Consider the following 12,583-nt stretch of genomic DNA (forward strand, 5'->3'; position numbering starts at 1 on the left):
GTCGTGATCAACGACCGCAAGGACCCACACATGTCAATCACCGCCCCGTACACAGCGCTGACCGGTGTCTACACCATCGACCCGGCGCGCAGCACCATCGGCTTCTCCGTCCGGCACGCCATGATCGCGAACGTGCGCGGGCGGTTCGGCGCGTTCGAGGGACTGGTCAAGCTGGACGGCTACCGACCCACGCGCTCCGAGGCCTACTTGAGCGTCCAGACCGGCACACTCGACACCGGTGTCCGCGACAGGGACACCCATCTCACGGGCCCGGAATTCCTCGACGCGGCCACATATCCGCTCATGACGTTCCGCTCCGGGGCCCTCGCCGACCGCGGAGACGGTCAGTTCCGGATCACGGGTCACCTCCGGATCAAGGACGTCGATCTCCCCCTGCACATCGACCTCGTCTTCGGCGGGGCCGCGCGGGACGAGCGCGGACAGGATCGTGTGGACTTCTCCGGCACGGCCGTCGTGCGCCGCTCCGACTGGGGGCTCGGGTGGAACCCGCCCGTCGAGACCGGCGGTGTCTTCATCAGCGACAAGGTCAGGCTCAGTCTCGACATCTCCGCCGTCCGCCTGTCGCGCACGGACACCGCGTGACCGTCCGGCCCCACGCCACAACACCGTTCACCCGGACCCGACTTGCGACACCGACCGCTGGCCCTTCCTCGCCGGCCCCGATCCCGGTGACCCCCGACCGCCCCGCACCCGCCGCCAAACCGCCCTACCGAAACCCAGGTGAGACCCCATGAACCAGCAACTCCCCTCCGCCCAGGCCCCGTTCCGCACGATCGCGACGGTGGAGGACCTGCGTGAGCATCTGCAATGGGCCATCGAGCTGGAACACGCCACGCTGCCGCCCTACCTGACGGCCCTCTACTCGCTCGACCCCGAGCGGAACGCCCAGGCCGTCGAGGTGATCAGCAGCGTGTTCGTCGAGGAGATGATCCACCTCGCGCTCGCGGCGAATCTGCTGAACGCGGTAGGCGGACAGCCTCGCGTCGACACCCCGCGGATCCTGTCGCCGCACCCGCGGCCCATGCCGCACGCCGATCCCTCCATGCAGTTGTCGCTCCTGCCGTTCGGGCAGGAGGCGCTCACGATGTTCCTCCGCCTCGAACAACCGGCCCACCCCGGCGACCCGGCCGAGGACGACGGCTACCAGACCATCGGTCAGTTCTACGACGCGGTCGAAACGGGTCTGCGCCACCTGTGCGCCGAACTCGGCGAGGAACACGTCTTCACCGGCGACCCCGCCCGTCAGGTGGCCGCGGGCCCCTTCGGACACACGGGCGGGCGACTGAGCCCGGTAACCGACCTCGCCTCGGCGCTCTCCGCCCTGGACGAGATCGTCGAGCAGGGCGAGGGCGCGGCCCGCGTCGACGTGTGGGACGGGGACATGGACATGTTCCACCCGCACAGCAAGGCGGTCTCGCACTACTACCGCTTCCAGGAACTGGCCCAGGGCCGACGCTACCGCCCAGGGGACACACCGGAGACCGGCCCCACCGGCGAGACCCTGGCGATCGATCCCGCCGGTGTGCGGCCCATGCGTCCCAACCCGCGGCTGGAGGACCATCCGGAGGGCAGCGCGATCCGCACGGCGCAGGAGGCGTTCAACGTCACGTACGGCCAACTGCTCCAGCTCCTGGAGCAGGCGTTCAACGGCGATCCCGCGATGCTGGGGATGTCGGTGGGCACGATGTACGCACTCAAGGGCCAGGCCCTGAGCCTGATGGCGATGCCCGACCGCGGCGGCCTGACCGCGGGCCCGACCTTCGACTACGTCGCCCCGGAACAGCGTCTCTGACCCGCGCCCACGCCTCGGCCCCCTGGACTCTCCGTCCAGGGGGCCGACGCGTGGGCTGGGTGCGCTGTGCCATGGAGAACCGGGCCCGCGGTGGGAAGCCCTGGTCATGCGTAGCCCCACGGTCCAGAAGCCGATGGGGCCTTGACGTTGGCGGCGTCACCGCTCACCGATCACCGCTCACCGATCCGCCGTACGGCACCTGCAACACCGTGCCTCGTCACCCGCGGTGTTCGCCGGTGATCTCCCGGTACTCCTCGGCGGTGGGCTTGAGGACCTGTGCGCTCTCGCCGTGGAAACCGCGGCTGAGCCGTGCGCGCAACCGTCGCGTCCCGTCGGCGTGGCCCCTCCGGCCCTCTCCGTCGAGCTCGCCCGGGTTGCCCTGGTCGCCCGCGTCGAGAGGCCGGTACTGCTCGTGTGCCGTGAGCGCGTGGAGTTCACGCGCGTCGAGGGGCTGGTGCACCTCGACGTACTCGCCGTGCGGCAGCCGTTTGATGACGCCTGTCTCACGGCCGTGCAGGACCTTGTCGCGATCGCGGCGCTGCAGGCCCAGGGCGATGCGCTTCGTGACGAGGAAGAGGACGACCGGTACGACGAACAGGGCGATGCGCACCGACCAGGTGACCGCGTTGACCGACACGTGGAAGGTCACGGCGATGATGTCGTTCGCGGCTCCGAGCAGGGCCACCAGGTAGACGCCGATCCAGGCCACCCCGAACGCCGTGCGCACGGGCCGGTTGCGCGGCCGTTCCAGCAGGTGGTGTTCGCGGTCGTCGTCGGTGACCCAGGCCTCGAGGAACGGGTAGGCGGCCAGTACGAGGAAGAAGCCGACGCCGGCCAGGAGGGGGATCAGGTTGTCGAGGGCCAGGGTGTGGCCCCACAAGTCGACCTCCCAGCCGGGCATGACACGCAGCAGTCCGTCGGCGATGCCCATGTACCAGTCGGGCTGCGATCCCGCGGAGACCTGATCGGCGCGATAGGGGCCGTACTCCCAGACGGGATTGATCTGGGCGATCGCGGCGATGGTGAAGACGACCCCGGCGACGAGGAAGAAGTAGCCGATCGCCTTGACCGCGTACACCCGCGCCGGCAGGCCTACGACGTTCCTGTCGGTGCGGCCCGGGCCCGGGTACTGGGTGTGGCGGTGCCGGTGCCCCAGGAAGGCGTGGACGGCGACGAGAGCCAGCATCAGTGCCGGAATGACCAGGACGTGGATGACGTGGAAGCGGGGCACCAGGTCGTGGCCGGGGAACTCCCCGCCGAACAGGAACATCGACAGGTAGGTGCCCACGACGGGCACGGACAGGAGCGTCCCGTTCACCACGGCGAGCCCGGTTCCCGACAGGAGGTCGCCGGGGAGGTCGTAGCCGGTCAGGCCGGCGAACATGCCGAGGACGAGCAGGGCGAAGCCGAGCAGCCAGTTCAGTTCGCGCGGCTTGCGGAACGCGCCGGTGAAGAACACGCGCAGCATGTGGGTGAGCAGAGCGGCGACGAAGATCAGCGCCGCCCAGTGGTGGGCCTGTCGGATGAGCAGGCCGCCGCGTACGTCGAAGGAGATGTGCATCGTCGAGTCGAACGCCTCGGACACCAACTGGCCGCGCAAGGGGGCGTAACTGCCGTCGTAGACGACCTGGTTCGACGACGGGTGGAAGTAGAAGGTCAGATACACGCCGGTGACGAGGAGAACGACGAAGCTGTAGAGACAGATCTCGCCCAGCAGGAACGACCAGTGTTCCGGACGGGCCCTGCCTGTGCGGGGCCTGCGGGCGGGGCGGACACCCATGCGTGTTCTGGCCCACTCGGCGACCTTGTCACCGCTGCGGCCGCCCACTGTGGTGACCGGCTCGATAGCATCGCTCATGTCTCTACCACCATCAACATGTCACCGGAGCGCCTTGCGGCCGGATCTGCACAACGAACTCGCGTGGAATGCAGACCTGCTCCGCGGAGGTCTGCGCTGCGGATGTCCGCGTGGCGGGTGAGCCGCACCGGCACACCCGGTTCGTTGCCCTCGTCAGAAGGGACCGGGAAGGTGGTGAAGGTGTGACATGACGCCCTTGCGCCCGATCGCGAAGGGTGTCCGGGTCAGGACGCCTTCGCGCGGAGCGGCTCGGCGCTCTGCCGCGCCGAGCGTCGTCGGGTCGCACGACGCTCGCTCTCCGTCGTGCCGCCCCAGATGCCCTCGACCTGTCCGACGCGCAGCGCCCAGTCCAGGCACTGCTCCACTACGGGACACCGGGCGCACACGGCCTTCGCCTCGTCGATCTGGACCAGGGTCAGCCCCGCGGTGCCGATGGGGAAGAACAGGTCGGGATCGACGTCCCGGCAAGCCGCCCTCTCGCGCCAGCTCATGACAGCGCCTCCTCACTCGTCGTGGTTGCCTCTCATCGATATGACCGTGTGGGGCCCGTTCCTGTGACATGCCAGGGCGGGTGAGGCACCGGGTCCGGCAATCGACCGGACCAGCAGCCGGAGCAGCCGACCCCGCCGACATCCGACTGGGTGACAGCGAGAGACCGTGTGAAAGACAGTGTGACAACAGACACAATGTCTTGAGTCGCCACCTCGGCCACCGCACCATCTGTGACTTGTGAACGCCGTACAGGGCTCAATGCCCCTTCCCACCCCAGCCGTTGATCCCCGGAACCCCCTGTCCCCGGGCACCCACACCCTTCTCGTCCGGCACGGCACCGCCGCTGTCGAACAGCGCTACCACGTCGCCGGAACCGGCCCGGTGTGCGTCGCGCACTCCGGGGGACCGGGCATCGGCTGGGAGTACCTGCGCATGCCCGAGCTGGAGCGCGGCATGACCGTGGTCTACGTCGAGCCGGTCGGCACGGGCGCGTCCGGACGGCTGGCCGACCCGCGCGACTACACCCTCGCCACGTACACCCACTTCCTGCACGCGGTGATCGAGCACCTCGACTCCGAGGTGGCCCTGCTGGGCCACTCCCACGGCGGATTCGTCGCGCAACGCTATGCGCTCGACCACCCCGAGCACGTGACGTCCCTGGTGCTGTACGACACCTCACCGATGACGGGCGAGGAGTTCTGGGCGGTCGCCGTGGCCAACATGGAGGCCTTCGTCCAGCGGCATGTCGACGAGCGGCCCGAGGTGGCCACTTACGTCGCCGACCTCACCACACGGCCCGACCGGTCCGACGACGACGGGGCGACGAGGGTGCTGCGCACCATCTCGCCCGCCTACTTCCACGACTACTGGGGCCATGAGGAGGAGTACGCCGCAGGGCGGGCGTCCCTGCGGATGTACGCGGCACCGGCCTGGGGCGAGGAGCCCCCGTTCGACGTCCGTGGCGAACTGCCCCGGCTCACCGTCCCGGCCCTGGTCCTGGTCGGGGAGGACGACTTCATCTGCGGCCCGCGCTGGGCGTGGATGCTGCACCGGCTCCTTCCCGACGCCCGGCTGGCGATCCTGGAGGAGGCCGGCCATCTCGGACACATCGAGCGTCCCGAGAGGTTCACCGCGGTCGTGCACGACTTCCTGGCCGGCTGATCGTCCGGGCTGTCCCGAGCTGACCATGAGGGGGCACGCACGCACGAGGGCTCAACCCCGCGGCCCGGTCTTGCCTGGGCGCGGCCGGCCGTCGCTCTCACCGGTCAGGTAGTGCAGCAGGACGCGGTCCGTGTCCTGCGCGCCGAGACCGCGGACCGCTTCCAGCACGGTCTGCTCGTAGCGGGACGCGGTACGGCGCAGCACGTCGTGACCCGTCGCCGTCAGCAGCACCCGCACACCGCGCCGGTCGTCCGTCGCGGTGCTCGCGAGGAGCAGGCCCTGCCGGCGCAAGCGCGTGACCAGCCGGCTGGTGGCGGACTGACTCAGCCCGAGCCCGTGCGCGAGGTCCCCGAGCCGCAGCGGTTCCGCGCTGACGTCCTCGGCGCCACGCCCGACCCGTTGCAGTGCCTGCACTTCGCTCATGCCGAACCCCGTGGTCTCGCGCAGCCGCCGCTCCACCACGCCCTGGACGCGGCGGTGGAGGCGGTCGAGGACGTCCCAGCGGTCGACGGTGCCGGAGTCCGTGCGGGCACCGGCGAGGCGGCTCGGGACGCGAGCCACGTGCCCGGGTGCCGGGTCGGTCATGCGGGGGTCCTGTCGGAGAGCACGCCGTTGTGCGCGGCTGTCCCCTCCTCGCAGTGCGGGGCGTCCTGGCCGGTGAGCACGTGCTCCAGCGGGCCGAGGTCGCCTGTCCGGGCCGCCGTGAGGATCGCCTGGACGAGTCGCCGATGGGTGACCGCGTCCGCGTGCTGCCGGTGCCGCCGGTTGTTCAGCCGCTCCTGGGCGCGGGAGACCTGCTGTCGTGCGTTCGCCGTGGTCAGGTGCAGCAGGTCGCCGATCTGGTCGTAGGAGTAGCCGAACGCCTCGCGCAGCACGTATGCCGCGCGTTGGTTGGGCGTCAGGGTCTGCAGGAGGAGCAGGACGGCGTGCTCCACGGCGTCCTGGCGCTCGGCGAGTGCTTCCGGGGTCACGCCGGTGTCCGTGGGCTCCGGCAGCCAGGGGGTGGCACTGGACTCGCGGCGCCTGCGCGCCGACTGGAGCACGTTGATGGCCAGCCGGACGGTCGTCGTCCGGAGCAGTGCCCCGGGGTGGGCGACGACTCCACGGTCCGTGCCCTGCCAGCGCAGCCACGCCTCCTGGATGACGTCCTCGGCTTCGCCGGGATCTCGCAGGATCCGGTTGGCGATCTTGAGCAGTACTGGTCGGGTACGGACGAACACGAAGGTCGCTTCGTTGAGCTCGACGGCCGAGGCGGTCGAGGTGACCACCGCTGTCTGCGGACTCTGCCGGGCTGCGATCACAGATGTGTCCACGATCGGCTCCTCTGCTGGCTCGGGATCGGCGGCGTGCATGGCCGCCGACACCAAGTTCGCTTCGGGAGGGGCACTGCCGCGCCCTTGGTGGACCGTGGGGGACCCCGTGGTCGTACCGTGGCCGTCACGTGGCCCCGGTCCGCGACCCCCTTGCCGAGCCCCGCTCCGGACCGCCCCTGGCCCCCCTGGATCGCCCGAGGCCGTGGGCCCGGGGCCTCCCCCGTACGGACAGGTCCCCCCCCCCGCGGGGCCTGCGCTCCGGCAGGACTGCGTGCCGCCTCTCAGGCGGGTGTCGCAGCCCCTCCCGGCAGTACGGCGCCCAGCTCCTTGCGGGACTTGATCCCGAGCTTCGTGAACACCTTCCGCAGATGCCACTCGATGGTGTGCGGGCTGAGGAAGAGCTGCGCGCCGATCTCGAGGTTCGTCAGCCCTTCGCCGGCCAGCCGCGCGATCTGGGCCTCCTGCGGCGTGAGCGCCTCATCGGTGCCGGTGGCGCGCCTGCGTACCGTCTCCCCGGCGGCCTCCAGCTCCCGGCGGGCGCGCGCGGCGAAGGCCTCCGCCCCGGCCAGGTCGAGGATCTCGTGGGCGACGGTCAGTTGGTCCCGGGCCTCGGCCCGGCGGTTCTCGCGGCGCAGCCACTCCCCGTACAGCAGCCGGGTGCGGGCGAGAGCGGTGCGCACCGGAGTGCTCTCCAGCCGGGCGATGGCCTCCCGGTACAGGGCGTCGGCCGTCTCCCCTTCGCTGACCAGGGCGCGCGCTGCCGCGGAGGTGCCCGTCGCCCACGCCGTGCCACTGGCCTGGCCGATGGTCGTGAGGCGGTCCGCGGCGTCCACGGCGAGGTCCCGCTGTCCGCTGCGTGCCGCGGCCTCCACCAGCTCGACCAGGGAGGACAGGGCGAGCCCCATCTCCTGCGGGTACTCACAGCCCTTCGCGGCGGCGGCACAGGCCTCCTCGTACCGCCCGAGGCCGTTGTACAGCACCGCCAGCGCCCACTGGGGTGCCGTCAGTGCCTTTCCCTCGCCGCTCAGGGTCCTGTCGCCGGTGATCGTCCCGATGGCCCGCAGCGTCTCGGTCTCGCGGCCCCGCCAGGGTTCGATCACCAGTGCCCCGTAGTGGGCCAGGAAGTGGCTGCCGGTCGCTTCGCCGATCGTGACCGCTTCCACGGCGAGCGAGTTCGCGTCGTCGAGGTCCCCGGCGAAGACCCGGTTCGCCAGCCGGAGCAGGAGAGCCGAGGGCAGCACGGACAGCGTTCCGGTCTCGCGTGCCAGGCGGACGAGCTTGGCGGACAGGCTGCTCCAACTGTCGAAGTCCCAGACGTTGTGGGCCATGCGGCAGGCGAACGGGAGCCATCCCAGCGACTGTTCCGCGGTGAAGCCGCCGCAGCGAAGGCTGCCCAGCGCGTGGCGCAGGATCGGGGCGCCCGCCGCGTAGCCGTCCGTGGTGGCCACGGCCAGGCCGTCGAGGAGCAGGTCGGTGGGGCCGGGGTGGGACGTCTGCGGTGCGGTGCGTGCGGCCCGGGCGACCTCCTCCAGGCCGGGGCCTTTGGACATGCGGCCCGCGGTGAGGGCCGCGTAGAAGGCGTCGCGGTAGGTCTCGCGCGCGGTGCCGGCGTCGAGCGGCTCGAACTGTCCGGCCGCCGTGAGCAGCAGCGGCACGGTGGCACCGGCACTGCGGGACCCGAAGGTGATCTGCCCGCGCAGCAGACTGGCCTGGGCGTGTTGCAGCTTGTCGAGGGTGCCCATCTCGGCGACGTTCAGCAGCTCCAGCGCGGCGTCGAACGCTCCGGCCAGGTACTTGGCCCGGGCCGCCGCCAGCGCCCTGCTGCGGCGGCGGGCGGGATCGGGTGTCAGCTCGACCGCTCGTTCCAGGAAGGCCGCCGACGCGGCGATGCCGCCGCGCGCCTGGGCGCGGTCGGCCGAGCGGACCAGTTCGTCCGCCACGGTCTCCTCGGGCTCCGACGCGGCACGGGCCAGGTGCCAGGCGCGGCGGTCGGGATCGGACCGCGAGTCCGTCGCCTCGGCCAGCGCTCGGTGCGCCTCCCGGCGTTCGGTCAGTCCCGCCGCGCGGTAGACGGCCGAGCGCACCAGCGGGTGCCGGAACTGGACCCGGGTGCGCACTTCCAGCAGGCCCGCCGCCAGCGCGGGGGAGGCCTCGTTCATGGACACGCCGAAGATGTCGGCGGCGCGGCGCAGCAGTGAGACGTCGCCGACGGGCTCGGCCGCCGCGAGCAGCAGGAGCCGCCGGGTCCGCGGGGGCAGCTCCTGGACGCGCAGGCTGAAGTTGTGCTCGAGCCTGCCGGCCAGCGGCCGCATCGACGGTGAGGCGTAGCCGCCCGCGAGTTCGGCCGCGGAGGTGCTGCGGGGCAGTTCCAGCAGGGCCAGGGGATTGCCGCGGGCCTCGGCGAGGATCCGGCTGCGGACCGGTTCGTCGAACCGGCCGGGGAGCACGGAGACAAGCAGGGCGCGGGCGTCGGGTTCGCTCAGGCCCCCCAGTGTGAGCTCGGGCAGACCTTGCAGGGCGCGTTCCCCGTCGGCCTCGCGTACGGCGAAGATCAGCCCGACCCGCTCGGCCATCAGGCGGCGGGCGACGAACCCGACGATCTGGGCCGACACGCGGTCGAGCCACTGCACGTCGTCGACCAGGCAGACGAGCGGTGTCTCCTGAGCGACGTCGGCGAGCAGGCTGAGGACCGCCAGTCCCACGAGGAACCGGTCCGGGGGAGTGCCCGCGCTGAGGCCGAAGGCGGTCTCCAGGGCTGTCCGCTGCGGGTCCGGGAGGCGTCCGCGGCGTTCGAGGAAGGGCGCGCAGATCTGGTGCAGGCCCCCGAAGGCCAGCTCCATCTCGGCTTCGACCCCCGCCGCGCGCACCACGGTGCAGCCCTCGGCGCTGTCGGCCACGTACTCCAGCAGCGCGGACTTGCCGATGCCGGCCTCGCCGCGCAGCACCAGGACCGCGCTGTGACCGTCCCGCACCTTGGCCAGATGGCGGTCCAGCACCGCGCGCTCGCTCTGCCGCCCTTGCAGGAAGTCCGGATTCTTGCCTTTCATGAACACCCCCGGCTGCGAGCGTATAGATGCCGTCTCGGGCCGCACAACTCAACTGCGCCGCTGGTCACACCGTGGTTGCGGCCGACACCGGTGCGTTGCGCCGAGCCGCGGACGATCAGGGCTGCGGTGGGCCGCCGAGTCGGCTGTCGGATCGGCGGGCGCTCGTGCCGGGCGCATCCGGGGCCCCGGCCGCCCCCCACCGGACTCCCTCAGACGTCCAGGCCGTAGTGCTTGCGTGCGCGCTCGGCCGTCCCGGGGTCGACGTGTCCGGCGCGCGCCAGCCGGTCCAGAGCCGTCACGGTGATCGACTCGGCGTCCACGCGGAAGTAGCGCCGTACGTCCTCGCGGGTGTCGGACAGGCCGAATCCGTCCGTGCCCAGTGAGTAGTAGTCCTGCTCGATCCACTGCCCGATCTGGTCGGGGACCTGGCGCATCCAGTCGCTGACGGCCAGGACGGGGCCGGGTGCACCGGCGAGCGCCTCCGTCACGTAGGGCACACGTGTCTCGCCGCGCATGCGGGCGGTGTCGGCGTCCATCGCGTCGCGGCGCAACTGCGTCCAGGACGTCACGGACCACACGTCGGCGCGCACGTTCCAGTCGGCGGCGAGCAGTTCCTGGGCGCGCAGGGCCCAGTGCACGGCGGTGCCGGAGGCCAGGAGCTGCAACCGGGGCCCGGACACGGCCGGATTGCCGGGCCGGAACGGGTACAGGCCGCGGACGATGCCCTCCTCGATGCCGGGCAGCGCCGGTATGGGCGGCTGGGGCTTCGGTTCGTTGTAGACCGTGAGGTAGTAGAAGACGTTCTCCGGCCGCTCGCCGAACATCCGGCGCAGGCCGTCGCGGACGATGACCGCGATCTCGAAGGCGAAGGCCGGGTCGTAGCTGACGGCGGCCGGGTTGGTGGCGGCCAGGAGGTGCGAGTGGCCGTCGCCGTGCTGGAGTCCCTCGCCGGTCATGGTGGTGCGCCCGGCGGTACCGCCCACGACGAACCCGCGGCCCATCTGGTCGCCGAGGGCCCAGAACTGGTCGCCGGTGCGCTGGAACCCGAACATGGCGTAGAAGATGTAGAAGGGGATCATCGGTTCGCCGTGGGTGGCGTACGAGGTCGCGGCGGCGGTGAACTCGGCCATGGAGCCGGCTTCGGTGATGCCCTCGATGAGGAGCTGCCCGCTCTCGTTCTCCTTGTAGTGCAGGAGTTGGTCGGCGTCGACGGGGTCGTAGGTCTGGCCCTGCGGCGAGTAGATGCCGGCCGTGGGGAACATCGACTCCATGCCGAAGGTGCGGGCCTCGTCGGGGATGATGGGCACCCAGCGGGCGCCGGTGCGGCCGTCCCGCATCAGGTCCTTCACCAGGCGGACCAGTGCCATGGTGGTGGCGACCTCCTGGTGCCCGAAGCCCTTGAGCAGTACGTCGAAAGGCTGCGCGGAGGGTTCCGGCAGCGGCTTGGCGATCACACGGCGTGCCGGGGCGGGGCCGCCCAGTGCGGCGCGCCGCTCGCGCAGGTAGCGCACCTCGGGCGAGTTCTCCCCCGGGTGCCAGAAGGGGACCTCGTCACCGGCGAGCGCGCTGTCGGGGACGGGCAGGTCCAACAGATCGCGCATCTCGCGGAACTGCGCCATGGTCAGCTTCTTCATCTGGTGGTTGGCGTTGCGGGACTCGAACGCCGACCCGAGCGTGTGCCCCTTGACCGTCTGGGCGAGGATCACCGTCGGCGCTCCCCGGTGTTCGACGGCGGCCCGGTAGGCGGCGTACACCTTCAACGGCTCGTGTCCGCCACGGGAGTTCTCGAAGAGCTCCACCACCTGGGCGTCGCTCAGGGTGGCGGAGACCGCGGACAGGGCGTCTCCGACGAAGAAGTTCTTGCGGATGTAGGCGGCGTCCCGCGCGGCGAAGGTCTGCATCTGGGCGTCGGGCACCTCGCCCAGACGGCGCACCAGGTCACCGGTGCCGTCCTGGGCGAACAGCGGGTCCCAGGCCTCGCCCCACAGGGTCTTGACCACGTTCCAGCCCGCTCCGCGGAAACGGGCCTCCAGTTCCTGCACGATCTTGGAGTTGGACCGCACGGGCCCGTCGAGGCGCTGCAGGTTGCAGTTGATCACGAAGGTGAGGTTGTCCAGGCCCTCGCGGGAGGCCAGCGTCAGGGCGGCCGTCGACTCCGGCTCGTCCGTCTCCCCGTCGCCGAGGAACGCCCACACGCGGGAGGCGGAGGTGTCCTTGATGCCGCGGGCGTGCAGATAGCGGTTGAAGCGTCCCTGGTAGATGGCGCCGAGCGGGCCGAGGCCCATGGACACGGTCGGGAACTCCCACAGCCACGGCAGGCGCCTCGGGTGCGGGTAGGAGGGCAGGCCGTGACCGCCGGCCTCGCGTCGGAAGCCTTCCAACTGCCGCTCGTTCAGTCGGCCTTCGAGGAACACCCGGGCGTAGATGCCCGGCGAGGCGTGCCCCTGGAGGAAGAGCTGGTCGCCGGAGCCGTCCTTTTCCTTGCCGCGGAAGAAGTGGTTGAAGCCGATCTCGTACAGCCAGGCCGCCGAGGCGTAGGTGGAGATGTGTCCGCCCAGGCCGAGGCGGGAGCCGCGGGTGACCATCGCCGCCGCATTCCAGCGGTTCAGGGCGGTGATCCTGGACTCCATCGCGAGGTCGCCGTCGAACGCCGGCTGCGCGGCCGCCGGGACGGTGTTGACGTAGTCGGTGGTGAGCAGTTCCGGCACGGCGAGGCCGGCCCGGGCCGCGTACTCGTGCACCCGCCGGAGCAGGTACACCGCCCGGTCGGGTCCGGCGTTGCGTACGACGGCGTCGAGGGAGGCCTGCCACTCGGCGGTCTCCTCGCGGTCACGGTCGGGAAACTGGTCGAGCTCGCTGCTCGACGGGGAGGCGGCGGGCCGGGACGGGTCACTCATGG

The 12,583-nt window shown here is 71.3% G+C and carries 9 protein-coding genes; 3 read left to right on the plus strand and 6 right to left on the minus strand.

Annotated elements, in window-relative coordinates; translation table 11 throughout:
- Nucleotides 1–30: 30 nt before the first annotated feature.
- Together ACZ66S_RS36000 and ACZ66S_RS36005 are read left to right on the plus strand one after the other, a co-directional pair.
- On the plus strand, nucleotides 31–603 hold the full coding sequence (locus ACZ66S_RS36000) for a YceI family protein (RefSeq protein WP_469905771.1): 573 nt from the start codon (nucleotides 31–33) through the stop codon (nucleotides 601–603).
- A 148-nt stretch (nucleotides 604–751) separates the two neighbouring features.
- Nucleotides 752–1,813 carry a ferritin-like domain-containing protein gene (locus tag ACZ66S_RS36005; protein WP_469905772.1) on the plus strand — a complete coding sequence of 354 codons (1,062 nt, stop codon included), beginning with the start codon at nucleotides 752–754 and terminating at the stop codon, nucleotides 1,811–1,813.
- 217 nt (nucleotides 1,814–2,030) lie between these two features.
- On the opposite strand, the gene qcrB is transcribed toward ACZ66S_RS36005, so the two are convergent.
- Together qcrB and ACZ66S_RS36015 are read right to left on the minus strand one after the other, a co-directional pair.
- Nucleotides 2,031–3,671, minus strand: a complete 1,641-nt coding sequence (qcrB, locus tag ACZ66S_RS36010) for a cytochrome bc1 complex cytochrome b subunit (protein ID WP_469905773.1) — start codon at nucleotides 3,669–3,671, stop codon at nucleotides 2,031–2,033.
- Between the two features lie 224 nt (nucleotides 3,672–3,895).
- A complete protein-coding gene (locus ACZ66S_RS36015; RefSeq protein WP_469905774.1) occupies nucleotides 3,896–4,162 on the minus strand; it encodes a WhiB family transcriptional regulator in 267 nt (88 codons plus the stop codon).
- A 259-nt stretch (nucleotides 4,163–4,421) separates the two neighbouring features.
- Here ACZ66S_RS36015 and ACZ66S_RS36020 point away from each other — a divergent pair, with 259 nt between their 5' ends.
- A complete protein-coding gene (locus tag ACZ66S_RS36020; RefSeq protein ID WP_469905775.1) occupies nucleotides 4,422–5,324 on the plus strand; it encodes an alpha/beta fold hydrolase in 903 nt (300 codons plus the stop codon).
- Nucleotides 5,325–5,375: 51 nt separating this feature from the next.
- Here ACZ66S_RS36020 and ACZ66S_RS36025 read toward each other — a convergent pair whose 3' ends face one another.
- From ACZ66S_RS36025 to aceE, 4 genes are all read right to left on the minus strand, one after another.
- Complete coding sequence (locus tag ACZ66S_RS36025; RefSeq protein ID WP_469905776.1) at nucleotides 5,376–5,909, minus strand: MarR family winged helix-turn-helix transcriptional regulator; 534 nt, start codon at nucleotides 5,907–5,909, stop codon at nucleotides 5,376–5,378.
- On the minus strand, nucleotides 5,906–6,637 hold the full coding sequence (locus ACZ66S_RS36030) for a sigma-70 family RNA polymerase sigma factor (RefSeq protein WP_469905777.1): 732 nt from the start codon (nucleotides 6,635–6,637) through the stop codon (nucleotides 5,906–5,908). Before ACZ66S_RS36030 ends, ACZ66S_RS36025 begins: the two co-directional genes overlap by 4 nt.
- Nucleotides 6,638–6,918: 281 nt before the next feature.
- Entirely contained in the window at nucleotides 6,919–9,684 is a 2,766-nt protein-coding gene (locus ACZ66S_RS36035; RefSeq protein WP_469905778.1) for an ATP-binding protein, read from the minus strand.
- Nucleotides 9,685–9,893: 209 nt separating this feature from the next.
- The gene (gene aceE / locus ACZ66S_RS36040; RefSeq protein ID WP_469905779.1) at nucleotides 9,894–12,581 is read right to left on the minus strand and encodes a pyruvate dehydrogenase (acetyl-transferring), homodimeric type; all 2,688 of its coding nucleotides are present in this window, start codon (nucleotides 12,579–12,581) and stop codon (nucleotides 9,894–9,896) included.
- Between the last annotated feature and the right edge of the window lie 2 nt (nucleotides 12,582–12,583).

It is taken from the genome of Streptomyces sp. NPDC107471, assembly GCF_055582845.1.

Coding starts and splice junctions, on each gene's coding strand:
- ACZ66S_RS36025 (WP_469905776.1), bottom strand. CDS start 5,909: ATGACCGACCCGGCACCCGGGCACGTGGCTCGCGTCCCGAGCCGCCTC.
- ACZ66S_RS36005 (WP_469905772.1), top strand. CDS start 752: ATGAACCAGCAACTCCCCTCCGCCCAGGCCCCGTTCCGCACGATCGCG.
- ACZ66S_RS36020 (WP_469905775.1), top strand. CDS start 4,422: ATGCCCCTTCCCACCCCAGCCGTTGATCCCCGGAACCCCCTGTCCCCG.
- qcrB (WP_469905773.1), bottom strand. CDS start 3,671: ATGAGCGATGCTATCGAGCCGGTCACCACAGTGGGCGGCCGCAGCGGT.
- ACZ66S_RS36000 (WP_469905771.1), top strand. CDS start 31: ATGTCAATCACCGCCCCGTACACAGCGCTGACCGGTGTCTACACCATC.
- aceE (WP_469905779.1), bottom strand. CDS start 12,581: ATGAGTGACCCGTCCCGGCCCGCCGCCTCCCCGTCGAGCAGCGAGCTC.
- ACZ66S_RS36015 (WP_469905774.1), bottom strand. CDS start 4,162: ATGAGCTGGCGCGAGAGGGCGGCTTGCCGGGACGTCGATCCCGACCTG.
- ACZ66S_RS36035 (WP_469905778.1), bottom strand. CDS start 9,684: ATGAAAGGCAAGAATCCGGACTTCCTGCAAGGGCGGCAGAGCGAGCGC.